Consider the following 22,913-nt stretch of genomic DNA (forward strand, 5'->3'; position numbering starts at 1 on the left):
CATCCTCCTCTCTCGGAAGTGACTTACGCCACCGTAACCGGGGGTTGACGAGGGGTGATCTATCCCACCCAGCCGATTTCACGAAGACGGAATACAGCACCTTCCGCAGGCCGCGTCCACCATCCGGACCTGCGGCGGAAGGTGTCGTATGGTCGACACAGCCGTGCTCGTCGGCGGCCGCGCCGACGAACGACCCCGAGGAGCGCTCGTGACGCAGCAGATACCGCAGGTCCCGTCGGTCGAGCCAGAGCTGGCCGGCGTCCGCAACTTCCGGGACGTGGGCGGTCTGCCCACCGTCGACGGACAGCGGGTGCGGCCCGGGGTGCTGTTCCGCAGCGGTCATCTGGCGCACGCCACCGAGCAGGACGCGGCGTTCCTCGACACCCTCGGCCTGCACACGATCTTCGATTTCCGCAATGCCGCGGACATCAAGCTCGAGGGGCCGGACGTGGCCCTCACCGGCGTGCGGAACGTGAACATCCCGCTGAGCGACCCGGCCGACGGCGCGGGCTTTTGGACCATGGTCCGCGAGGGAGACCTGAACACCCTCCGCGATCTGCTGGGGGACGGGAAGGCCGCGGGCCGCATGATCGCCGCGTACCGCGAGATCATCCGCACCCGCACCCCGGAGCACCGCCGGATGCTCCAGGAGCTGGCGGACGACAGCTCCCCCGCCCTGCTGCACTGTTCGGCGGGGAAGGACCGAGCCGGTCTGTCCATCGCGGTCATCCTGCTCGCGCTCGGCGTCGAGCGGGAGGCCATCGAGGCCGACTACCTGGAATCGGCCGCCGCGCACCGCCGCTACAAGGTGTGGCGTACCTCCGACTCCGCGGACGCCATGTCGCCGGAGGTGATGGAGCTGCTCAGCCCGCTCTTCGACGCCAGGGTGGAGTACCTGGCCGCGGCGTACGCGGCGATCGAGGAGTTCTGGGGCGGCACCGAGAGCTACCTCGCCGAGGGGCTCGGCCTGGACGCCGCCAAGCGTGAGCGGATCCGGGCCCGGCTGCTCGCCGGCTGATCCGCACGGCCGGGCCCTGACCGGGCCCGGCCCACCGGAGTCGGCCCGCCGGAGCCGTCCCGCCGCCCGCGGTCAGCGGCCGCTCACCGCCTGCTTGACCAGCGTGCGGCCGAACTCCCACATCAGGCCGCCGCCCGCGTGCGCGTCGTCCATCACCGCGGTGAACGCCTCGACGAAGCGGTCCACTTCCGGCTCGCCGATGATCAGCGGCGGAAGCAGCTTGATCACCTCCAGGTGGTCGCCGGAGACCTGGGTGAGGATGCGGTGCCGCTGGAAGAGCGGCACCACCACCATCTGCGCGAACAGGCCCTTGCGCGCCGCCTGGAGCATCGTCCAGCGGCTGCGCAGCCCCAGCGACCGTGGCCTGCCGAACTCGATGCCGATCATCAGCCCGCGCCCGCGCACCTCGTGCAGCAGCTCGTACCGGTCCACCAGGGCGGCCAGCCGGGTGCGCAGGCGCTCGCCGGTCCGCCAGGCGTTGGCGATGATCCGCTCGTCCTCCATCACCGCCAGGACCGCCAGACCGGCGGCCATGGCCTGCGCGTTGGAGCCGAAGCTCGCGGAGTGCACCAGCACCCGGTCCATCGAGGAGTACACCGACCGGAAGATCCAGTCCTTGCCGAGGGTGGCGCCGACCGGGATGTACCCGCCGGAGAGGGCCTTGGCGACACAGACCAGGTCGGGCTCGACGTCGTCGTGCTGATAGGCGAAGAAGGTGCCGGTGCGGCCCATGCCGGTCTGCACCTCGTCGGCGATGAGCAGCGCCTTGTGGCGGTGGAGCAGCTCCTGGGCGGCGCGCAGGAAGCCCGGCGGGGCGCAGTGCACCCCCTTGCCCTGGATCGGCTCGACGATGAGCGCCGCCACATCGCCGCGCTTCAGCTCCCGCTCCAGGGCCGCCAGATCGCCCAGGGCGATGGGGGTGTCGGGGAGCAGCGGGGCGAAGCCGTCGCGGAATCCCTCCTCGCCGTTGACCGAGAGCGAGCCGGTGGTCAGGCCGTGGAAGGCGTGCGAGCAGTACAGCACGCGGGGCCGCCCGGTGGCGCGGCGGGCGAACTTCAGCGCGGTCTCCACCGCCTCGGTGCCGCTGTTTCCGAAGAAGACCCGGTCCAGGTGGGGCGCGTGCCGCAGCAGCCGCTCGGCGAGGAGGCCGGGCAGCGGCGGGCAGTCGAAGCGGGTGAGGTCCGGGAGCGAGGCGTCCAGGACGTCGTGGAGCGCCTGCCGTACGACGGGGTGGTGCCGGCCCAGGCCCATCACCCCGAAGCCGGCCAGCATGTCGAGGTAGTCCTGGCCGTCGGTGTCCCAGAAGTACGCGCCCTCGGCCCGCTCGTAGACCTTGTCGAAGCCGATGGTGTGCAGCATACGCGGGAGTTGGTGGTTGAGGTGGCGGGCGTGCAGCTCGTACCGCTCCGCTCCGCGCTCCGCGAGGAGTTTGCCGAGGTCGAACCCGGAGCCCGGCTGCCCGGCGGATGTCATGGGCGCATCTCCTTCGTGGCCAGGGTGGCGCTGATCCGGCCCGCGATCTCCGCGGGGGTCAGCCCGATGTCGGCGAGGACCTCATCGCGCTTGGCGTGGGCGAGGAACTGCTCGGGGATGCCGAAGGTCCGCAGCGGCCGGTCGACCTCGGCGTCGCGCAGCGCCTGGCCGATCGCCGAACCGACGCCTGAGCTGCGGACGTTGTCCTCGATCACGGCCACCATGCGGTGGGCGGCGGCCAGTGGGGGCAGGGCCGGGTCGACCGGCTTGACCCAGCGCGGGTCGACGACGGTGCAGCCGATGCCGCGCTCGGCCAGCAGCGCCGCCGCGGCGAGCGCGACGGTGGCCATCACTCCGACCGCGACCAGCAGCACATCGCCGGTGTGCGGCGTGCCGGGCCGGTCGCCGCGGGCGCCGTCACCGTCGCGGTCGCCGTTCTCACCGGCCCCCATCTCGCGGTCGCCGTCGGCGCGGCGCAGGATGTCCATGCCGCCGACCCGGTCCACCGCCGGCAGCGGATCGCCGACCGAGTCCTTGGGGAAGCGGATGACCGTCGGCGCGTCGTCCACGTCGACGGCCTCGCGCAGCTGGAGGCGGAGTTGGCCGGCGTCGCGCGGGGCGGCGATCCGCAGGCCGGGGACGACCTGGAGGATGGACATGTCCCACATGCCGTTGTGCGAGGCGCCGTCGGTGCCGGTGATCCCGGCCCGATCGAGGACGAAGGTCACGCCGCACTTGTGCAGGGCCACGTCCATCAGCACCTGGTCGAAGGCGCGGTTGAGGAAAGTGGCGTACACGGCGACGACCGGATGCAGCCCGCCGCTGGCCAGCCCGGCGGCGGAGACGGCGGCGTGCTGCTCGGCGATGCCCACGTCCCAGACCCGGTCCGGGAACTTCTCGGCGAATCCGGTGAGCCCGACCGGCTGCAGCATCGCTGCGGCGATCGCGACCACCTCCGGCCGCTCGTCCCCGATGCGGATCATCTCCTCGCCGAAGACGGAGGTCCAGGACCGGGCCGCGGAGGGCTTGAGCGGCTCGCAGGTGACCGGGTCCATCGCACCCACCGCGTGGAAGTGGTCGGCCTCGTCCTCCAGCGCCGGCGGGTAGCCGCGTCCCTTGGCGGTGATGCAGTGGACGAGCACCGGCCCGCGGAAACGCCTGGCGCGCACCAGGGCGGCCTCGACGGCCGCGGTGTCATGGCCGTCGATCGGGCCGAGGTACTTCAGCCCCAGGTCCTCGAACATCCCCTGGGGGGCGAAGGCGTCCTTGAAGCCCTTCTTGGCTCCGTGCAGCGATTCGTACAGCGGCTGTCCGACCATCGGGGTGCGCCGCAGGACGTCCTTGCCCCAGGCGAGGAAGCGCTCGTAGCCGTCGGTGGTGCGCAGGGTGGCGAGGTGGTTGGCGAGGCCGCCGATGGTCGGGGCGTAGGAGCGTTCGTTGTCGTTGACCACGATGATCAGCGGGCGTTCCCGGGCGGCGGCGATGTTGTTCAGCGCCTCCCAGGCCATGCCGCCGGTCAGCGCGCCGTCCCCGATGACCGCCACCACATGGCGGCCGGTGCGGCCGAGCAGTTCGTTGGCCTTGGCCAGGCCGTCGGCCCAGCCCAGCACCGTGGAGGCGTGGCTGTTCTCGATGACGTCGTGCTCGGACTCGGCGCGGCTGGGGTAGCCCGACAGGCCGCCCTTGCCGCGCAGCTTGGAGAAGTCCTGACGCCCGGTCAGCAGCTTGTGGACGTAGGACTGGTGGCCGGTGTCCCACAGGATGCGGTCGGCGGGCGAGTCGAAGACCCGGTGGAGGGCGATCGACAGCTCGACGACACCGAGGTTGGGGCCCAGGTGGCCGCCGGTTCTGGCGACGGCGTGGATGAGGAAGTCGCGGATCTCCTCGGCGAGTTGATCCAACTGTTCTTCGGGCAGCGCTTTGAGGTCGCGCGGGCCGCGGACGTTCTCCAGGATCGACATGCTTGAAGTCCCCCTCTGGGCGGCTCAGCTCACGGTGACATCCGGTGTCCCAGACCGGACTCCTTCCTCCGCCATCCGTTCGGCGATCTTCAGGGCCTCCTCGATGAGGGTCTCGACGATCTTCGACTCCGGAACCGTCTTGATCACCTCACCCTTCACGAAGATCTGCCCCTTGCCGTTACCCGAAGCGACACCGAGATCCGCCTCGCGGGCCTCGCCGGGACCGTTGACCACACAGCCCATCACCGCCACCCGCAGCGGCACCTCCATACCCTCCAGACCGGCCGTCACCTGATCCGCGAGCTTGTACACATCCACCTGCGCACGACCACACGACGGACACGAGACGATCTCCAGCCGACGCTGGCGCAGGTTCAGCGACTCCAGAATCTGGATACCGACCTTCACCTCCTCCGCCGGCGGCGCCGAGAGCGAAACCCGGATGGTGTCGCCGATGCCCTCACTGAGCAGCGCGCCGAACGCCACGGCCGACTTGATCGTGCCCTGGAACGCCGGCCCCGCCTCCGTCACCCCCAGGTGCAGCGGGTAGTCACATTGCGCGGCCAGCTGCCGGTACGCCTGGACCATCACCACCGGATCGTTGTGCTTCACCGAGATCTTGATGTCCCGGAACCCGTGCTCCTCGAACAGCGAGCACTCCCACAACGCCGACTCCACCAGCGCCTCGGGCGTGGCCTTGCCGTACTTCTCCAGCAGCCGCTTGTCCAGCGACCCGGCGTTCACCCCGATCCGGATCGGCACCCCCGCGTCCGAGGCCGCCTTCGCGATCTCCTTGACCTTGTCATCGAACTGCCGGATGTTCCCCGGGTTCACCCGCACCGCCGCACACCCAGCGTCGATCGCCGCGAACACGTACTTCGGCTGGAAGTGGATATCGGCGATCACCGGAATCTGCGACTTCTTCGCGATGACCGGCAGCGCCTCGGCATCGTCCTGGGAAGGGCACGCCACCCGCACGATCTGGCAGCCCGACGCCGTCAGCTCCGCGATCTGCTGCAACGTCGCACCGACATCCGCCGTCACCGTCGTCGTCATCGACTGCACCGACACCGGCGCGTCCCCACCCACCGCGACCGACCCCACCTGGATCCTCCGGCTCACCCGGCGTTCGGCCACCGGCCGCGGCGCGCGTCCGGGGATGCCCAGATCGACCGGCTTCACTGCGCTCATCGGGTCACCCGTCGTTTCCGCGGATGGTCTCCCGGGCCGCGCGCAGCGACTCCTTGAGCGAGCCCATGGTGGCCAGCACGGCGGTCGGCTCGTATCCGCAGTGCGCCATGCAGTTGTCGCACCGGGGGTCCTTGCCGCGCCCGTACTTGTCCCAGTCGGTCTCCTCGACCAGCTGGCGGTAGGTGGGGACATAGCCGTCGGCCATCAGATAGCAGGGGCGCTGCCAGCCGAACAGCGAGTAATTGGGGATTCCCCAGGCCGTGCACGGAAAATCTGTCTTGCCCTCCAGGAAGTCCAGGAAGAGCGGGCTGTGATTGAGCCGCCAGCGTCGGCGGTTGCCACCGGCGAAGGACTTGCGGAACAGCTCGCGGGTCTGCTCGACGCCGAGGAAGTGGTCCTGGTCGGGCGCCTTCTCATAGGCATAGGCGGGCGAGATCATCATCTCGTCGACGCGAAGGTCGTCATTGAGGAAATTGAGCACTTCGATGACGGTCTGCGGTGTGTCGGTGTTGAAGAAGGTCGAGTTGGTGGTGACCCGGAAACCACGCCGCTTGGCCTCCTTGATCGCGGCCACCGCCTCGTCGAACACTCCCTCCTTCGCGACCGACTCGTCGTGCCGCTCCCGCAGGCCGTCGATGTGCACGGCGAAAGCGAAATAGGGAGAGGGGGTGAACCGGTCGATCTTCTTCCGCAGCTGCATGGCGTTGGTGCACAGGAAGACGTAGCGCCGCCTGGCCACCAGCTGCCGTACGATCTCGTCGATCTGGGGGTGCATCAGTGGCTCGCCACCGGCGATGGAGACCATCGGGGCACCGGATTCGAGCACCGCGCCGACCGCCTGGGCGACCGGCATACGCTGCTTGAGCACGCCTGCCGGGTGCTGGATCTTGCCGCATCCCTCACATTTCAGATTGCAGGCGAAGAGGGGTTCGAGCTCCACGATGAGGGGGAACTTCTCGCGCCGCCGCAGCACCTTCTGCTCGAAGAGATACGTCGCGACCCTGATGGACTGACGAAGTGGCATGGCCATCTTGCTCACCTCCGGGGGAGCGGCAGAGAACGCTGCCATTCAAAGAACGCCGGGAACACTGTGCGTAGTACGCGGAAAGCCGATATTCCACCGCGCAAGGTGCCGATACGGACGAGTTCATGTTCTGGAGCGTCCACGACCACTCGGACGGCCGCAACCGGACGCGGGCCGTGGCGGGTCGCGGTGCGCAGGGTCGCGGCGGACTCCATGTCCACCGCGATGGCCCCGGTCGCTCGCAGCTCGGCGCGCTCCGCGCCGCGCACCACATGCCCGGAGCCGACCACCGGCCCGGTGTGGACGGTGCGCCGGGGGCCGGGGCCGGCACCCTCGGGCACGGTGGACAAGGCGGTCAGCGCCGCCACCAGGGTGTCACCGCCGATGCAGGGGGTGCGGCCATAGGCGTCGCGGGTCTCGTCCGCGACGACCAGATCCCCCGGGTGCATTCCGGGGGCCAGGCCAGCGCAGAAGCCGGTGGCGATCACCGCCGCCCCGGAGCCGGCCGCACCGTCGCCGAGCGCGCGGATCAGCGCCCGCTCGGCCGCCTGCGGACCCATGCCGGTGCGGAGCAGCGCGGCGGCGCCGGGCGGGGCTGCCCGGTGGCCCGCGCGCAGCGCGAGCCGTTCGATGGACAGCGCGCAGGCGATCAGCAGCGGGACGGCGGCGGCCGGCGGGGCTGGGTCCGAGGACATCAGGATCTCCGCGGCCCGCTGGGGCCGGGCTCGCCATGCAGGTAGCGGCCGAGCGCGGTGACCGGGAAGACCAGGCGGTAGAGGTGGTAGTTGATGGAGAAGTCCCAGGGGAAGCCGGTGCCGGTGAACTGCGGCTCGTCCCAGGTGCCGTCCTCGGTCTGGGTGTCCGCCAGCCAGGTCACCGCCCGCTCGACGGCCTTGCTCTCCCGCTCGCCGGCCGACAGCAGGGCCAGCAGCGCCCAGGCCGTCTGGGAGGCGGTGGAGGCGCCGCGGCCGCGCCAGCCGACCGGGTCCTGGTAGGAGCGCTGGTCCTCGCCCCAGCCGCCGTCGTCGTTCTGCACCCGCTCCAGCCAGGCCACGGCCCGCCGCACGGCGGGGTGCGAGGCTGGAAGGCCGGCGGCGACCAGGGCCGGGACGACGGATCCGGTGCCGTAGACGTAGTTGGTGCCCCAACGCCCGAACCAGGAACCGTCGCTCTCCTGTTCGGCGAGCAGCCATGCGATACCGCGGCGGGTACGCGGGTCCTGGGCCAGCCCCTCCCACGCCAGCATCTCCACGACATGGGCGGTGACGTCCGCCGACGGCGGGTCGATGACCTCCCCGAAGTCGCAGAACGGCAACCGGTTGGGGAACGGGCTGGTGTTGTCCACGTCGAACGCGCCCCAGGCGCCGTTCCGTGACTGCATGCCCAGGTTCCACCGGGTGGCCCGCCGGATGGCGTCCTCGACCCGCTGGGGGTCGGGGTGCTGGACCCGGCGCAGCGCCAGCACCACCTCGGCGGTGTCGTCGATGTCGGGGTAGGCGTCGTTGTGGAATTCGAAGGCCCAGCCGCCGGAGGGCAGCTCCGGACGCCGCACCGCCCAGTCGCCCGGCCGGGTGATCTGCTCCTCCAGCATCCAGTCGGCGGCCCTGACCAGCGCCGGGTGGTCGGCGGGGACGCCCGCGTCGGCGAGCGCGATGGTGGCCAGGCAGGTGTCCCACACCGGGGACTGGCATGCCTCGATCATGCGGACCGGGACGCGCTCGCCCTGGCCGTCCGGCCCGTCGGCCGGCTCCTCGCGCCAGACCGCGAAGCGGTCCAGCGACTCCAGTCCGGCGCGGAGCACCGGGTGGTCGAGGTCGTAGCCCATCAGGTGGAGGGCGATGACGGAGTAGACGGCGGGCGGCTGGATGCCGCCCCAACAGCCGTCGTTCTCCTGGCGCTCGATGATCCAGCGGGTCGCCGAGCGCAGCGCCGCCCGGCGCAATGGGCGGATGGCGACCTTGTGGTAGGCGTGCAGCGCCCGGTCCAGCCGCTGGAAGAAGCCCTCCCAGCTGGTGGCGGCGGCGCGGGGGCGCGGCGGCACGGGCCGCCCGGCGTCCGCGTGCAGCTCGTCGAGGGGGAACGGCGCCGGGCGCACCGGTCGCTTCGCGGAGACGATGGTGAGCGGCACGATGGTCTGCCGGGCCCAGCAGCCGAAGTCGTAGATGTTGAGCGGGACCCAGGGGGGCAAGTAGATGAGCTCGGGCGGGAGTTCGGGCAGGTCCTCCCAGCGCCACCAGCCGAAGAGCGCCAGCCAGACGCGGGTGAAGACCCGGCTGCCGGCGATGCCCCCGGACTCGCGCACCCAGGCGGAGGCGGCGGTCATGTGGGGGGCGTCGGGCGGGTCCCCGGCAAGCCGCAGGGCCACATACGCCTCGATGGTGGCGGAGAGCTCTCCGGGGCCGCCGTGGAAGGTGGCCCACGGGCCGTCCGGGCGCTGCCGGGAGCGGATGTGCCGGGCGGCGGCGTCCAGGGTCGCGCGGTCCTGGATGCCGAGGAACTGGCGGAGCATCAGGTCTTCGGCGTCCATGGTGACGTTGGTCTCCAGGTCGCCCTTCCACCACCCTGCCCGGTCCTGGCGCGCCAGCAGATGCTTGACGGCGCGGGCCGTGGCGTCCCGGGCGGCGGTGAGCGCCGCGGGCTCGGACGGTGTCTCGGAGGGTTCGACGGTGGTCGCTGTCATGGCATCCCCTTGCAGGTGAGGTCTCTGCTGTGCTGGGGCTTCCGTCGGCCGGCACCCGGGCTCCGTGCGGAGCGCCTCGGGCGGGTGCCGGCCGGCGACTGCGAGCTATATGCGGTTGATGGCGATCATCTCTCCCGTACGACGACGAAGTCGGCGAGCGCGGTGAGCTGCGCCCGGACCGTGGCGGGCAGTTCCACTTCATCCAGGGCCGCGACAGCGGTGGCGTGCTGCCTGCGGGCCTCCTGGGAGGTCCAGTCGCGTCCGCCCGCCTGCTCGATCAGCGCCGCGCGGGTGGCGAACTCCTCCTCGTCGAAGTCCGTGAACTCCGCGTCGGACTTCTTGGCGTCGGCGGCCAGCAGGTCGGCCAGTCGCTGGGAGGCGGAGCCGCCGGCCGCCAGAGCGGCCACCACCGGCAGCGACTTCTTGCGCTGGCGCAGGTCGCTCCAGGTCTGCTTGCCGGTGGTGACCGGGTCGCCCCAGATGCCGAGCAGGTCGTCGATCGCCTGGAAGGCCAGCCCCAGGTGGAGGCCGTACCGCTCCAGGGTGTCGGCGGTGCGGTCGTCCGCCCCGCCGAGCACCGCGCCGATGGAGGCGGCGCAGGCCAGCAGCGCGCCGGTCTTGTTGCCCTCCATCTCCAGGCACTCCTCCACCGAGACCCGCTCCCGGTGCTCGTAGGAGATGTCCTGCGCCTGGCCGTCGATGAGCTTGCGGGTCGCGGTGGTCAGCCGACGGGTGGCCCGGCCGGCCTCCGCGGTGCCCAGTTCCAGCAGTATCTCGTTGGCCAGGGCGAAGAGCGCGTCCCCGACCAGGATGGCCTGCGCCGGTCCGTGCACCTTCCACACGGTGTCCCGGTGGCGCCGCTGCTCGTCGCCGTCCATCAGGTCGTCGTGGAGCAGCGAGAAGTTGTGCACGAGCTCGACGGCGACCGCGCCGGGGATGCCGGCCTCGGCGGGGGCGCCGGCTCCCTCCGCGGAGATCAGCGCGAGCGCGGGGCGCACCGCCTTGCCGCTGTCGCCCTCGGCCGGATGGCCGTCGATGTCGATCCATCCGAAGTGATAGGCGGCGACGGCGTCCATGGGCGGCGCGAGCCGGGCCACAGCGGCGCGCAACACCGGCGTGGCGAGCGTGCGTCCGCGCTCCAGCAGCGCGGCGACGCCCGCGGTGTCGACAGCTGGGGTCACCGGGGTCACGGGCTCTCCTCTGTTCTCTGTGATGGTGCTCATACCGCCTCCTGCGGAGTCCGTCCGCCGACGGGGGGCGGAGGGTCGGGGTGCGGGCGGCCGAGATCGGCAAGGGCCGTGCGGGCGGCCTCCAGGCCGCTGCGGACAGCGCTTTCCATGGTCGCCGGCCAGCCGGTGGCGGTCCACGCGCCGGCCAGGTGGAGGCCGGGCGCGTTGGTGGCGGCGTGCGGCCGCAGCCGTCCCACGCCGGGAGCGGGGGCGAACGTGGCGGTGCGTTCGCGGGTGACGAAGAAGTCGCGGACGACGGCCTGCCGGGCGGCCGGCAGCAGCCGCGCCAGCTCGGGCAGGTAGCGCTCGCGCAGCTCGCCGACCGGGCGGTCGATGTCATCCTGCGCGGCCGACTGGGAGATGGCCAGGTACTGGCTGTCCGCGCCGCCGGGCAGCCGGCTGAGCCCGGAGGAGTCGGTGCGGTCGAAGACCCACTGGACGGGGCTGCCGACGGCCGCGAAGAAGGGGCGGCGCAGCACCTTGCGGTCGTAGACGACGTGCAGGTTGAGGATGGGGGCGGTGCCGATGCGCAGCAGCCGGCCGGGGTCGTCGAGGGCGCCGTCCGGCAGCAGCCCGTGGGCCTCCCGCGGGGGCACGGCGAGCACCACGGCGTCGGCTGCCGGCAGCGCGCCGCCGCGCGGGCCCCTCCCGGTGCTGACGCACCAGCGTCCTTCGTCGGTGCGGGTGATGGCGGTGACCCGGGTGCGCAGCTCGACCCGGACGCCGGCGGCGTCGAGGGCGGCGCGGGCCAGGGTGTCGTGCAGCTCGCCGAGCGGGGCGTGCGCCCAGCCGATGTCGGCGGCGCCGACCGCGCTGAGCAGGCCGGTCTTGAAGACCATCGCGGCCAGCGCCAGGGAGGCGTCCGCGGCGGTGGCGTTGAGCGTGGCGACGCCGACCAGGTCCCACAACGCCTCGATGGCGCGCGGCGATTGGCCGTACCGGCGCAGCCAGCCGGCGAAGTCCAGGTCGTCCAGGGCCGGGTCCAGGGGGTCGAGCCCCTTGAGGGCGAGGGCGGCGCGGCCTGCCTTGAGGCGCTCGACGGGCGACAGGTGAGGGTAGGAGGCGAGGCTGGCGGCCAGGTGCAGCGGCACTGGCAGCCCGGTGCGCCGGATGCGCCCGAGCCGCGGTTTCCCGCGGTGGCTCGGGTCGAGTACGGGGACGTCCAACGCGCCCTGGAGCGGGGCGAGTCGGGCCGCGCCGATCCGCTCGAGGAATCCCTGGTAGGCGGTGCAGCAGCGCAGGTAGACGTGCTGGCCGTTGTCGACGGTCAGCTCGCCGGCCGGGGAGGGGCGGCGGAAGGAGAAGGCGAGGCCGCCGAGCCGGGGCCGGCTCTCCAGCAGGGTGACGAAGATCCCGGCGTCGGCCAGCGCGAGCGCCGTGGCGGTGCCGGCCAGTCCGCCGCCGACAACCACGGCGGCCGCCCCGCCGGGGCGGCCTGCCGGGTGCGTGCCGCACCGGTCCCGCTGGGGGCTGCGGGACGTCATGCGCTCACCTCCTGGAGGGCGGTCCGGACGGCCTGGCCGGGTCCGCCGGCGTGCCGCTCGCTCATGTATGCCCGGATCATCGCGGCTGTCCCCTCCCATTGCGCCGGGCGACGCTCCGGGCATCCAGTCCGGCCAGACCGCGCAGCGCGACATAGCCCTTCTCGTGGACGGGCAGCGCGACGCGCCCGCGCAGCACGGCCGCCGGATCGCGGTCGATGCGCCGAAGCAGTCTGCGGTAGATGCCGGCCATCGCGGCGACGCAGGCGCCGCTGCGCCGGTCGAGCATCGGCAGCAACTGCATCCCCTCGCTGAACAGGGCTTTCGCCCGCCTCACCTCGAACTGCACCAGCCCGGTGAAGTCGGCCTCGGGTGGGGCGGTGGCGGTGGAGAGGATCGGCGGACAGCCGAACTTGGCGAGGTCCTCGGCGGGCAGATAGGTGCGGCCGTTCCTGGCGTCCTCGCGAACGTCCCTGAGAATATTGGTGAGTTGGAGAGCGAGGCCGAGGGTATCGGCGTACTCGGGGGCGCGAACGGCATCCCTCGCGCTCCCCTTGGTACCGAACACGCCGAGCGAGAGCCGCCCGATGGCGCCGGCCACGCACCGGCAGTAGACCGAGAGGTCCTCCCAGGTCTCGTAGGTCTGGCCGGCGACGTCCATCAGCACCCCGTCGATCAGCTCGTCGAGGCCGTTCAGCGGGATCGGGAAGCGGCGGGAGGAGTGCGCGAGCGCGACGGCGACCGGGTCGGTGTGGTCCTCGGCGACGGAGCCGTCCCGGATCCGGCCGAGCAGCGCGCGCGTCTCGGCGAGCCGGTCGATCTTGGCGTCCAGCGGCAGCTCGCCGTCGCCGATGTCGTCGACCCGGCGGGAGAAGGCGTACAGCGCGGACATGGCGAACCGTTTCTCGGTCGGGAGCAGCCTGATGCCGTAGGCGAAGTTGCGGGCTTGCTGTCCGGTCACGGCTTCGCAGTAACGGTACGCCGCCAGCACCGGCGGAGACGCGTACCCAGATCCGTCCACGGTCCGGTTCACCCCTCTCTTCGCAGTGTGGCCCCCACCTCGCGCAGCAGGCTGAGCTTGGTGGGCTTGGGCGGTCCTGGGAGGACGTCGTGTCCCGCGGCCGCGATCGCGCCCAGCGCGGCCCGCCCGCCGGCCACGAATCCGGCGAGCAGCAGCCTGAGCCTGCCGTGGACGCTTCCGACCAGCGCGGCCCCTTCGTCCAGCAGGGCTCCCGCGCGCTCCGCCTCGAAGGCGATCAGCGCGCGGACACCGGGTGCGGCGGTCCGCGCGGCCAGGTCGCTTGTCGTGACGCCGAAGCGCTTGAGGTCCTCGGCGGGCAGGTAGATCCGGTCCCGCCGGAGGTCCTCGGCGACGTCCTGCAGATGCTCGACGATCTGCAGCGCCGTGCAGATCCGGTCCGAGTGGCGCACCCGCTCGGGGCTGACGGATCCGGTGACGGCCAGGACCAGCCGGCCCACCGGGTTGGCGGACAGCTCGCAGTAGTCGAGGAGGTCGGCGTATCCGGCGTAGCGGCGGACCCGCTGGTCCTGCCGGTTGGCCTCGATCAGCCCCAGGAAGGGGGCCGGGGTCAGCGCGCAGCGGCGCACCATGGGCACCAGGGCGCGCAGCAGCGGGTGGCGCGGCTCCTCCCGGCCCGCGGTGAAGACCCTCCGCAGGTCCGCTTCGAAGGCGTCCAGCATCGCCGACGGGTCCTCGGCCCGCTCCCGGTCGAGGCCGAGGAGCTCGGCGTCGATGCCGCCCGGGGCCAGGTCGCCGTCGCCGATGTCGTCCACCAGACGGGCGTAGCCGTAGATGGCCATGAGGTCGGCGCGCCAGGCGCGGGGGACGAAGAAGGGGGCGACCGGGAAGTTCTCGTGCGCGGATTTGTCGAGCACGGTCTGTGGGTGCGCCTGCCGCTCGGAGCGGCTGTGCGACGTGAGAGGGGGCCCGCTGTGCTCGTCCTCCACGGTCACCGTGGACAGCCAGGCATAGGGGTGAGGACCGCGCCTGAGCACGGGACCCGGCGACCGGGCCCTGCGGGAGTGCTGGAGGTGGGCCGTCTAGCCAAAGCCGTCACATCCCCCGTTCTACACCGGTAAGCAGGATCGGGACGATCCGGACACGCCGCGCCGCCCGGTCAGCGGCGGGTGACCACTCACCCCCGGACGGGCGACTGGGACATGCGTCCGGCAAGGTCCGGATGGACACCGGGCCAGCTTACGCCTACGACAGCACGTACGTACGGAAGGTCGCCCGGGCGTGCTGTCTTCGCGGGGCCGTGCGCACGGCCCCGTGAAAGGCTCAAGGCCCCGCCGGAGTGCCGGTCGGGGCCTTGGGGAAAGCCGTCCACGATGCGGACGCGTCGGGACGGCCGGGGCGGTGGGCCGGCTACTTGCCGGTCTCCTTCTCGTACGCCTTGATGACCTCGTCGGTCGGGCCGTCCATCAGCAGCTCGCCCTTCTCCAGCCACAGCACCCGGTCACAGGTGTCCCGGATCGACTTGTTGTTGTGGCTGACCAGGAAGACGGTGCCCGCCTCCTTGCGCAGCTCGCGGATGCGGGCCTCGGAGCGCTTCTGGAACTTCCGGTCACCGGTGGCCAGCGCCTCGTCGATCATCAGCACGTCGTGGTCCTTGGCCGCGGCGATCGAGAAGCGGAGCCGGGCCGCCATGCCGGAGGAGTAGGTGCGCATCGGCAGCGTGATGAAGTCGCCCTTCTCGTTGATCCCGGAGAAGTCGACGATCTGCTGGTAGCGCTCGCGGATCTGCTCCCGCGACATGCCCATGGCCAGGCCGCCGAGCATGACGTTCCGCTCGCCGGTCAGATCGTTCATCAGCGCCGCGTTGACGCCCAGCAGCGAGGGCTGCCCGTCGGTGTAGACCTTGCCGCTGTGCGTGGGCAGCAGTCCGGCCACCGCCTTGAGCAGGGTGGACTTGCCCGATCCGTTGGAGCCGATCAGCCCGATCGACTCGCCCCGGTAGGCGACGAAGGTGACACCGCGGACGGCGTGCACCTCGCGCATGCCCGGCGCGTCCTTGCGGCGGACGATCCGGTTCAGCGCCGCGGTGGCGCTGCCCTTGCCGCGGGCGCCGCCGTTGACCTTGTAGACGATGTGCACATCGTCGGCGATCACGGTGGGGATGCGGCCGCCGTCGGCGGCCCTGCTCCGGTTCGCTTCGGGGGTCTGCTCAGCCACGGCCGTACTGCTCCTCTGCCTTCCAGAAGTACACGAAGCCGCCGGCGCCGAAGAGGACCGCCCAGCCGAGTGCCACCGCCCAGACGTGCGGCGGCAGGTTCGAGGAACTGTAGTCGTCGATCAGCGCGAACCGCATCAGGTCCATGAAGATCGCGGCCGGGTTCCACTGGAGGGCGTCGGCGATCCAGCCCGGCTTGTCCTTGAGCATGTGCGGGATGGAGAACATCACGCCCGAGGCGTACATCCACGTCCGCAGGATGAACGGCATCAGCTGCGCGAGGTCCGGCGTCTTGGAACCCAGCCGGGCCATGATCAGCGCGAGACCGGTGTTGAACACGAACTGCAGCGCCAGCGCCGGGATGATCAGCAGCCAGGACAGGCTCGGGTAGCTGCCGAAGCTCACCGAGACGATGACCAGCACGATCATCGAGAACAGCAGCTGCTGGAGCTGCTGGAGGGAGAAGGAGATCGGCAGTGCGGCACGGGGGAAGTGCAGGGCCCGCACCAGGCCGAGGTTCCCCGAGATCGCGCGGACGCCCGCCATCACCGAGCTCTGGGTGAAGGTGAAGACGAAGACACCCGTCACCAGGAAGGGGATGTAGGTGTTCTTGTCCATGCCCCGGCTGGCGTTCAGGATCAGCCCGAAGATCAGGTAGTACACCAGCGCGTTCAGCAGCGGGGTGGCCACCTGCCACAGCTGGCCGAGCTTGGCCTGGCTGTACTGCGCGGTGAGCTTGGCCTGCGAGAAGGCCAGGATGAAGTGGCGCCGGCCCCACAGCTCCCGGACGTAGTCGCGCAGGCCCACCCGCGCGCCGCTGACGTTCAGCCCGTACTTCTGCGCCAGCTGGGCGGGGGTCAGCCCGTCGTCGGGTGATGGCGGGGCACTCATGGCCGCGACCGCACTGTCGTGCGTAGTCTCGCTCACAGTTGACACTTTCGTCCTCGTCGGGGCGGTGCCGGGGCCTCGCCCCGGGTGCTCCCGATGCTCGTCGATCAGAGCTTGTCAGATGACAGGAGGTCGACCCAGTCGGGTCAGGCGCCACACCGTACGCCACTTCATGGGACGGCGGGGACCGCAGGGAGTCTTCCACCCTTCCCGGAATCCGCCGAACCATGCCCGCAGGGCGTCCTTGGACGGCTTGCGGAGCAGGGTGAGCAGCATCCAGACGCCCAGGTAGACCGGGACCAGCACGGCGGGCAGGTTGCGGCGGGCGAGCCAGACCCGGTTCCGGGCGACCATCCGGTGGTAGACCGCGTGCCGGCTCGGTGCCGTGGCCGGGTGGTGCAGCACCATGTCCGACCGGTAGTCGATCATCCAGCCGGCGTCCAGCGCCCGCCAGGCGAGGTCGGTCTCCTCGTGGGCGTAGAAGAAGTCGTCCGGCAACCCGCCGACCTGGGTGAAGACCGTGGTGCGGACCGCGTTGGCGCCGCCGAGGAAGGTGGTGACGCGGGAGGAGCGCATCGGGTCGGAGGCGCGCAGCCGCGGCACATGGCGGCGCTGGGTGGTGCCGGTCAGCGGATCGGCGATCCGGAAGGTGATGATGCCCAGCTTCGGGTCGGCGGCGAACGCCTGCCGGCACAGCTCGGCGGTGTCCTTCTCGGGCAGCAGTCCGTCGTCGTCGAGGAAGAGCAGCACGTCGACGTCGCGGCCGCCGGGGCCGAAGGCCTCTATGCCGACATTGCGGCCGGCCGGGATGCCGACGTTCTCCGGCAGCTCGACGGTCCGCACGGTCAGGCCCGGGACGTCGTACGCGGGCAGCGGCGAGCCGTTGCCGACGACGACGACCTCGATCGGCTCGCCCTCCTGCGCGGCGACCGAGTCGAGCAGGGCGCGCACGTCGTCGGGGCGGTTGCCCATGGTGAGGACAACCGCGCCGACCTTCAGGGTGCCCGCGCTCACTTGAGCCTGCTCGAGGCGAGGATGGACACCAGGTGCAGCACGGTCTGCAGCAGTGCGATACCGGCCAGCACCGCGACGCCGAGCCGGGAGAAGAACAGATCGCCGCGAGCCTGGTCGACGATGGCCAGCACCAGGATCAGCAGGGACGCCTCGATGCCGAGGATCAGGCGGTGGAACTTGAAGGCGGCGGCGGCCTTGCGGGCCAGCGCCATGCCGGAGGAGCGCATCTCGGACGCGGCTTCCTTCACCGGCGGCAGGCCGCCCTGGTGGCGGGCGACACCGACGAGGTCGGTCTCGGCCTTGATCAGGATGGCGCCGAGGGCGGCGAGGGTGCCCAGGAACGCCCACAGCCAGTCGATGCGGCCGCTGCCCCACAGGTCGGCGGCGCGCAGGCCGAAGCCGACGAGCACGGCGGCGTCGGTCAGGTAGGCGCCCACGCGATCCAGGTAGACACCGCCCAGCGAGTACTGCTTCCGCCAGCGGGCGATCTCGCCGTCGACGCAGTCCAGCAGCAGGTAGAGCTGGACCATGACGACGCCGAGCACCGCCCCCGGTATCCCCGGCACCAGCAGCGCCGGGGCAGCGAGGACACCGCAGACGGTCATCAGGTACGTGAGCTGGTTGGGCGTGATCCTGGTGTTCACCAGGTGGCGGTCGACCCGCAGGGACACCTCACGCATGTAGAGGCGTCCCATCCAGTGCTCACCGCTCCGCCGGTCCTTCACGCCCTCGGGGTGAACGACCGGGCGGAGTTCAGCCACGGATGGCTTGACTGACAGCTTTGGCATAGTCGGCGTATGCGTCCCTGATCTGGTCGGTGGACAGGTCCAGGTGCTCCAGGATGGTGTAGCGCCCGGGGCGGGTCTGCGGCGCGAACTCCACCACCTGGACGAACTCGTCCGCGGTGAAGCCGATCTCCTCCGGCAGCACGGGCAGCCCGTGCCGGTGCAGCACCTCGGCCATCAGCGCGGACTCCTCGCGGGCACCCCGCAGGTGCATCGCGAAGGCCGCGCCGAGGCCGCACTGCTCGCCGTGGCTGGCGGCGCGCTTGGGGAAGAGCAGGTCGAAGGCGTGGTTGATCTCGTGGCAGGCGCCGGAGGCCGGACGGCTGTCCCCGGCGACCGACATCGAGATGCCGGTGAGCACCAGGCCCTCGGCGAGCACGGTCAGGAAGCCGTCGTCGCCGACCCCGCCGGGGTGCCGCAGCACGGCCTCGCCGGCCTGGCGCGCTATCGCGGCGGCCAGTCCGTCGATCTGCTCGCCGGTCTCGCGGTGGGAGAGCTCCCAGTCCGCGACGGCGGAGATGTTGGAGAGCGCGTCGCCGATGCCGGATCGGACGAACCGGACCGGGGCCTCGCGGATGACGTCGAGGTCGATGACGACCGCGATCGGGTTCGGGACGCCGTACGAGCCGCGGCCCGCGTCGTTGTCCAGCGTGGCGACCGGCGAGCACAGACCGTCGTGCGAGAGGTTCGTCGCGACGGCGACCAGCGGCAGGCCGATCCGGGCCGCGGCGAACTTCGCACAGTCGATGATCTTGCCGCCGCCCAGGCCCACGACCGCGTCGTAGTGCCCGGACTTCATCGCGTCGGCGAGCTTGATCGCGTCGTCCAGCGTGCCGCCGCCGACCTCGTACCAGGAGGCGCCGGGCAGCGCCGGGGCGAGCCGCTCGCGCAGCACCGCCCCGGAACCGCCGCTGATGGCGATGGCCAGCTTCCCCGAGGCGGAGATGCGCTGGTCGGCCAGGACCCCCGCGAGGTCATCCAGGGCCCCGGCACGGATGTCGACGACGACCGGGGAGGGGATGAGTCGGGTCAGTACTGGCACGCGATCTCACGGCCCTTCGCGAGGTCGTCGTGGTTGTCGATCTCGACCCACTTGACGTCGCCGATCGGGGCCACGTCGACCTTGAAGCCGCGGTTGACCAGCTCCTGGTAGCCGTCCTCGTAGTAGAGGTCGGGGTCGCGCTCGAAGGTCACCTTCAGGGCGTCGGCCAGGTCGGCGGCGGCCTCGCCCTCGATGAGGGTGACGCCGATGTACTCGCCGGTGGCCTCGGCCGGGTCCATCAGCTTGGTGATGCGCTGGACGCCCTTCTCGGGGTCCACGATGACCTTCATCTCCTCGTCGGCGAGCTGCTTCACCGTGTCGAGGGCGAGGATGATCTTCTGGCCGTTGCCGCGGGCGGCGAGCAGGGTCTTCTCGACGGAGACCGGGTGCACGGTGTCGCCGTTGGCGAGGATCACGCTGTGCTGGATGGCGTCACGGGCGCACCACAGGGAGTAGGCGTTGTTCCACTCCTCGGCCTTGTCGTTGTCGATCAGGGTGATCTTGAGGCCGTACTTCGCCTCAAGGGCCTCCTTGCGCGCGTACACGGCCTCCTTGCGGTAGCCGACGACGATCGCGACCTCGGTCAGACCGACCTCCGCGAAGTTGCCCAGGGTCAGGTCGAGGACGGTGAGGCTGTCCTCCTGCCCCTCCGGGCCGACCGGCACCAGGGCCTTGGGAAGGGTGTCGGTGTAGGGACGCAGACGCCGTCCGGCGCCGGCGGCCAGCACGAGGCCGATCATGCGGGTTCTCCTGTTTCGTCGTGTACTGCGGGTGCTCCGGAGGACACCCAGAAGCGGATGCTCTCGATGAGCACTGCCAGCGCCAGGGCCCCCGCGAGGGCCGTCAGCGCGATGGTGAAGCCTTGGTCCTGCCAGAGGGCTGCGGCGGCCGTGACGGCCAGGGTCCGCCCCTCGTGCCCGCCGATCAGCCGCACCAGTCGGCGCGGCGGCGCACCGGTGCCACCGCGGATGCGGTACACCGTGTCGTAGTGATGGTAGGCGACGGCCGCCACGAGGCCGAAAGCCGCAGGCAATGCCCCGTTCACCCCGGATCGGGCCGCAAGCACCAGTACGGTGCAGTATTCCGCCGCCCGGAAGAAGGGCGGTACCAGCCAGTCCAGCGGGCCTTTCAGCGGCCGGGCGACGGCGAGGCCCGAGGCGAGCGCGTAGCCGAGGGCGGCGATCAGCGGCCAGGGTCCGCCGAAGGATGTGGTACCCGCCACGGTGACGACGGCCACCGCGCCGAGCAGCGCCACGGCCGGGGCCGCGAAGCCGGGCAGCGCGCGGGCGGGGTTCTTGAAGGCGGCGGCGAAGCCTTCGGCGAGCGGCCCGGAGTCGGCCAGGTCGGCCAGCGCCTCCGCCGCCCGGTCGGTGCGGCGGGCCTTGCGGGTGAGCGAGCGCAGCACCCGGCCGGCGGTGGTGTAGCAGGCGGCGAGCGCACAGCCGATGAGCAGCACTGTCAGGGTGACGCGCGGGGTGGTGACGGCGGTGAGGACGGCGATCATCGCCCAGCGCTCGCCGATCGGCAGCACGATCATGCGGCGCGCCCAGACCGTCCAGCCCACGCTGTCGAGCCGGTCGGAGAGGGCGGCGGTGGGGCTGGTGTTGCCGGTGGCGTCGTGGTTCGCCTCGTTGAAGGAGAAGTCGACGACATGGCGGCAGGTCTGCAGCACCATGGCGCCGAGCGCGAGGGCCCAGACGTCGTCGCCGCCGTCGCTGTTCGCCGCGCCCAGCGCCAGGCCCGCGTAGTAGGCGTACTCCTTGGCCCGGTCGAAGGTGGCGTCCAGCCAGGCCCCGAGCGTGGAGTACTGCAGCGAGTAGCGGGCCAGCTGGCCGTCGGCGCAGTCCAGCACGAAGGAGGCGATCAGCAGCACGCCGGCCGCGACGAAGCCGGGCCGGGTGCCGGTGGCCGCGCAGCCGGCCGCGATGAGCGCGGTGAGCAGCGAGGCGGTGGTGACGTGGTTGGGGGTGAGGCCGCGGCGGGCGCACCAGCGGGCGACGTAGCGGGAGTACGGGCTGATGAAGAAGGTGGTGAAGAACCCGTCGCGGGACTTCACGGCGCTGCGCAGCCGTACCTCTTCGTCGTCGACCGCGGCGATGTCGGCCCGCGTCCTGGCGCGGGCTTCCGGCTCGGTGGGGACGACGGCGACGAGGACGCCGAGCTCGGGCCGGTGCACGCTGACGCCTGCGGCGTCCAGGCCGGCTGCCAGCTGATCCGGCGATGTGCCCGCAGCCGGCGACGCGCCATCGCCATTGCCCAGCCCGTCTCGTGCGAGGCTGCCGGCCGGTGGCCGGGTTGTGCCCACCCTCCCCCAGCTACCGCTGGGAGGTGCCCCCATCGCCCCTGCGGAACGACTGCCCACAACGGTGGTCAGCGTGGCGCGTGCTTCGGGTTGGACCGTCAGCGCACCCGGGATCGCCGCCGCGGGGAAGCGGGGGTCGGTGAGGCCCAGGCGCAGGCTGTGGACGTGGCCGAGGAAGCGGGGGTCCACCAGGGCGACGCGCTCGCCGGCAGGCACCGCGGCCAGCTCGGTCGCGATACCGGCGGCGTCAGCCGCCATACGCACGTCGAACCCCAGCGACCGGAGGTCGTCCGCGAGGGACGAGCCGACGACCGGTGGACCGGTGAGAATGGCGGTCGACAGACGAACTCACTCCTTGGCATCTGGCATGGCGGCGACGCCGGGCCACGGCTGTCCCCAGCACGCGGGCAGCGGGCGGCGCACGCCTGAAGCCCTGCGCGGGGCGGGCGGCACGTCGGCAGAGGCTATCGGATGGATAGAAGCACCCGTTCACCGCACATTCACTCCGCGATCGGGTGACTGACGGTTGCGCCTGCCGCGATCATCATGGTGGATCCGCGCTCCCCCGACAAACGCCCGCCCCCGGCCCCGGTGGATAGGGTGCCGTCATGACATGGCTGATCACCGGTGGTGCCGGATATATCGGGGCGCATGTAGTGCGGGTCATGGCGGAGGCCGGCGAGCGGGTCGCCGTGCTGGACGATCTGTCCAGCGGCATCCCGGGGCGGCTGCCGGCCGGCGTTCCGCTGGTGACCGGGTCCACGCTCGACCGTGAGCTGCTGGACGCGACCTTCGCCGACCTCGGCGTGACCGGGGTGGTGCACCTGGCGGCGCGCAAGCAGGTCGCGGAGTCCGTGGAGCAGCCGCTGCGCTACTACCGGGAGAACGTGCACGGGCTGACCGTGCTGCTGGAGGCGGTCGTCGCGGCCGGGATCGGCAACTTCGTCTTCTCCTCCTCCGCCGCCGTCTACGGCATGCCGGATGTGGACCTGGTCACCGAGGACCTGCCCTGCGCGCCGGTGAACCCCTACGGCGAGACCAAGCTGGCGGGCGAGTGGCTGGTGCGGGCCACCGGCGCGGCGCACGGCATCTCCACGGCCTGCCTGCGCTACTTCAACGTGGCCGGGGCGGCACGGCCCGAGCTGGCGGACACCGGGATCTTCAACATCGTGCCGATGATGTTCGACCGGATCACCCGCGGCGAGGCGCCGCGGATCTTCGGCGCCGACTACCCCACACCGGACGGCACCTGCGTCCGTGACTACATCCATATCGAGGACCTGGCCGAGGCCCATCTCGCGGTGGCCCGCCGGCTCGCCGGGCAGGACGTCGCCGGGGATCTGACCGTGAACATCGGCACCGGCCAGGGCGTCTCGGTGCGCGAGATGGCCGATCTCATCGGCGAGGTCACCGGCCGCACGGGGCTTCGGCCGCTGGTCGAGCCGCGCCGGGCGGGTGACCCGGCGCGCGTGGTGGGGTCCGCCGAGCTGATCGGCAAGGAGCTGGGCTGGCACGCCCGGCACGATGTGCGGTCGATGGTCGAGTCGGCGTGGGAAGGGTGGTGCCTGCACCATCCGGAGGCGCGGCGCGGCTGACCCGGCCTGCCGCCGTAGTTCACTGGGAGCACCGGT

The 22,913-nt window shown here is 71.6% G+C and carries 19 protein-coding genes; 2 read left to right on the forward strand and 17 right to left on the reverse strand.

Annotation, left to right across the window (positions count from 1 at the left end):
* Nucleotides 1-208: 208 nt before the first annotated feature.
* Nucleotides 209-1,018 (forward strand): tyrosine-protein phosphatase, encoded by an 810-nt coding sequence (locus AC4BDD_RS04880; RefSeq protein WP_490689721.1) that lies wholly within the window; start codon nucleotides 209-211, stop codon nucleotides 1,016-1,018.
* A gap of 72 nt (nucleotides 1,019-1,090) precedes the next feature.
* Here AC4BDD_RS04880 and AC4BDD_RS04885 read toward each other — a convergent pair whose 3' ends face one another.
* From AC4BDD_RS04885 to AC4BDD_RS04965, 17 genes are all read right to left on the reverse strand, one after another.
* Entirely contained in the window at nucleotides 1,091-2,491 is a 1,401-nt protein-coding gene (locus AC4BDD_RS04885; RefSeq protein ID WP_490689722.1) for an aspartate aminotransferase family protein, read from the reverse strand.
* Nucleotides 2,488-4,452 carry a 1-deoxy-D-xylulose-5-phosphate synthase gene (gene dxs / locus AC4BDD_RS04890; protein WP_490689723.1) on the reverse strand — a complete coding sequence of 655 codons (1,965 nt, stop codon included), beginning with the start codon at nucleotides 4,450-4,452 and terminating at the stop codon, nucleotides 2,488-2,490. Before dxs ends, AC4BDD_RS04885 begins: the two co-directional genes overlap by 4 nt.
* A gap of 24 nt (nucleotides 4,453-4,476) precedes the next feature.
* A complete protein-coding gene (ispG, locus tag AC4BDD_RS04895; protein WP_490689724.1) occupies nucleotides 4,477-5,643 on the reverse strand; it encodes a flavodoxin-dependent (E)-4-hydroxy-3-methylbut-2-enyl-diphosphate synthase in 1,167 nt (388 codons plus the stop codon).
* A gap of 4 nt (nucleotides 5,644-5,647) precedes the next feature.
* Nucleotides 5,648-6,673: an adenosyl-hopene transferase HpnH gene (hpnH, locus tag AC4BDD_RS04900; RefSeq protein WP_490689725.1), complete on the reverse strand. Its 1,026-nt coding sequence runs from the start codon at nucleotides 6,671-6,673 to the stop codon at nucleotides 5,648-5,650.
* Nucleotides 6,674-6,678: 5 nt separating this feature from the next.
* Nucleotides 6,679-7,362: a phosphorylase family protein gene (locus tag AC4BDD_RS04905; protein ID WP_490689726.1), complete on the reverse strand. Its 684-nt coding sequence runs from the start codon at nucleotides 7,360-7,362 to the stop codon at nucleotides 6,679-6,681.
* A complete protein-coding gene (gene shc / locus AC4BDD_RS04910; protein WP_490689727.1) occupies nucleotides 7,362-9,347 on the reverse strand; it encodes a squalene--hopene cyclase in 1,986 nt (661 codons plus the stop codon). The genes AC4BDD_RS04905 and shc overlap by 1 nt, the downstream gene beginning before the upstream one ends.
* Nucleotides 9,348-9,472: 125 nt before the next feature.
* Nucleotides 9,473-10,570, reverse strand: coding sequence for a polyprenyl synthetase family protein (locus AC4BDD_RS04915; RefSeq protein WP_490689728.1), 1,098 nt, complete (start codon nucleotides 10,568-10,570; stop codon nucleotides 9,473-9,475).
* Entirely contained in the window at nucleotides 10,567-12,060 is a 1,494-nt protein-coding gene (hpnE, locus tag AC4BDD_RS04920) for a hydroxysqualene dehydroxylase HpnE (RefSeq protein WP_490689729.1), read from the reverse strand. Before hpnE ends, AC4BDD_RS04915 begins: the two co-directional genes overlap by 4 nt.
* Before the next feature lie 76 nt (nucleotides 12,061-12,136).
* The gene (hpnD, locus tag AC4BDD_RS04925; protein ID WP_490689730.1) at nucleotides 12,137-13,090 is read right to left on the reverse strand and encodes a presqualene diphosphate synthase HpnD; all 954 of its coding nucleotides are present in this window, start codon (nucleotides 13,088-13,090) and stop codon (nucleotides 12,137-12,139) included.
* Complete coding sequence (gene hpnC / locus AC4BDD_RS04930) at nucleotides 13,087-13,953, reverse strand: squalene synthase HpnC (protein WP_490689731.1); 867 nt, start codon at nucleotides 13,951-13,953, stop codon at nucleotides 13,087-13,089. The genes hpnD and hpnC overlap by 4 nt, the downstream gene beginning before the upstream one ends.
* A gap of 493 nt (nucleotides 13,954-14,446) precedes the next feature.
* A complete protein-coding gene (locus tag AC4BDD_RS04935; protein ID WP_490689732.1) occupies nucleotides 14,447-15,253 on the reverse strand; it encodes an ABC transporter ATP-binding protein in 807 nt (268 codons plus the stop codon).
* On the reverse strand, nucleotides 15,246-16,178 hold the full coding sequence (locus AC4BDD_RS04940; protein ID WP_490689733.1) for an ABC transporter permease: 933 nt from the start codon (nucleotides 16,176-16,178) through the stop codon (nucleotides 15,246-15,248). Before AC4BDD_RS04940 ends, AC4BDD_RS04935 begins: the two co-directional genes overlap by 8 nt.
* Before the next feature lie 78 nt (nucleotides 16,179-16,256).
* Nucleotides 16,257-17,111, reverse strand: a complete 855-nt coding sequence (locus tag AC4BDD_RS04945) for a glycosyltransferase family 2 protein (protein WP_490691663.1) — start codon at nucleotides 17,109-17,111, stop codon at nucleotides 16,257-16,259.
* Nucleotides 17,112-17,149: 38 nt separating this feature from the next.
* A complete protein-coding gene (locus AC4BDD_RS04950) occupies nucleotides 17,150-17,941 on the reverse strand; it encodes a CDP-alcohol phosphatidyltransferase family protein (protein WP_490689734.1) in 792 nt (263 codons plus the stop codon).
* On the reverse strand, nucleotides 17,907-18,980 hold the full coding sequence (locus tag AC4BDD_RS04955; RefSeq protein ID WP_490689735.1) for an iron-containing alcohol dehydrogenase family protein: 1,074 nt from the start codon (nucleotides 18,978-18,980) through the stop codon (nucleotides 17,907-17,909). The genes AC4BDD_RS04950 and AC4BDD_RS04955 overlap by 35 nt, the downstream gene beginning before the upstream one ends.
* Nucleotides 18,968-19,720 carry a phosphocholine cytidylyltransferase family protein gene (locus AC4BDD_RS04960; RefSeq protein WP_490689736.1) on the reverse strand — a complete coding sequence of 251 codons (753 nt, stop codon included), beginning with the start codon at nucleotides 19,718-19,720 and terminating at the stop codon, nucleotides 18,968-18,970. Before AC4BDD_RS04960 ends, AC4BDD_RS04955 begins: the two co-directional genes overlap by 13 nt.
* Entirely contained in the window at nucleotides 19,717-21,624 is a 1,908-nt protein-coding gene (locus AC4BDD_RS04965) for a DUF5941 domain-containing protein (RefSeq protein ID WP_490691664.1), read from the reverse strand. The genes AC4BDD_RS04960 and AC4BDD_RS04965 overlap by 4 nt, the downstream gene beginning before the upstream one ends.
* 266 nt (nucleotides 21,625-21,890) lie before the next feature.
* On the opposite strand from AC4BDD_RS04965, the gene galE reads away from it, so the two are divergent.
* Nucleotides 21,891-22,877 (forward strand): UDP-glucose 4-epimerase GalE, encoded by a 987-nt coding sequence (gene galE / locus AC4BDD_RS04970; RefSeq protein WP_490689737.1) that lies wholly within the window; start codon nucleotides 21,891-21,893, stop codon nucleotides 22,875-22,877.
* Nucleotides 22,878-22,913 lie beyond the last annotated feature (36 nt).

It is taken from the genome of Streptomyces sp. JLBT605 (assembly GCF_058215555.1).

What these genes read in the sequence shown, in the direction of transcription:
- AC4BDD_RS04885 (WP_490689722.1), bottom strand. Translation starts at nt 2,491, where the DNA reads ATGACATCCGCCGGGCAGCCGGGCTCCGGGTTCGACCTCGGCAAACTC.
- dxs (WP_490689723.1), bottom strand. Translation starts at nt 4,452, where the DNA reads ATGTCGATCCTGGAGAACGTCCGCGGCCCGCGCGACCTCAAAGCGCTG.
- ispG (WP_490689724.1), bottom strand. Translation starts at nt 5,643, where the DNA reads ATGAGCGCAGTGAAGCCGGTCGATCTGGGCATCCCCGGACGCGCGCCG.
- hpnH (WP_490689725.1), bottom strand. Translation starts at nt 6,673, where the DNA reads ATGGCCATGCCACTTCGTCAGTCCATCAGGGTCGCGACGTATCTCTTC.
- AC4BDD_RS04905 (WP_490689726.1), bottom strand. Translation starts at nt 7,362, where the DNA reads ATGTCCTCGGACCCAGCCCCGCCGGCCGCCGCCGTCCCGCTGCTGATC.
- shc (WP_490689727.1), bottom strand. Translation starts at nt 9,347, where the DNA reads ATGACAGCGACCACCGTCGAACCCTCCGAGACACCGTCCGAGCCCGCG.
- AC4BDD_RS04915 (WP_490689728.1), bottom strand. Translation starts at nt 10,570, where the DNA reads ATGAGCACCATCACAGAGAACAGAGGAGAGCCCGTGACCCCGGTGACC.
- hpnE (WP_490689729.1), bottom strand. Translation starts at nt 12,060, where the DNA reads ATGACGTCCCGCAGCCCCCAGCGGGACCGGTGCGGCACGCACCCGGCA.
- AC4BDD_RS04945 (WP_490691663.1), bottom strand. Translation starts at nt 17,111, where the DNA reads ATGGGCAACCGCCCCGACGACGTGCGCGCCCTGCTCGACTCGGTCGCC.
- AC4BDD_RS04950 (WP_490689734.1), bottom strand. Translation starts at nt 17,941, where the DNA reads ATGCCAAAGCTGTCAGTCAAGCCATCCGTGGCTGAACTCCGCCCGGTC.
- AC4BDD_RS04960 (WP_490689736.1), bottom strand. Translation starts at nt 19,720, where the DNA reads ATGATCGGCCTCGTGCTGGCCGCCGGCGCCGGACGGCGTCTGCGTCCC.
- galE (WP_490689737.1), top strand. Translation starts at nt 21,891, where the DNA reads ATGACATGGCTGATCACCGGTGGTGCCGGATATATCGGGGCGCATGTA.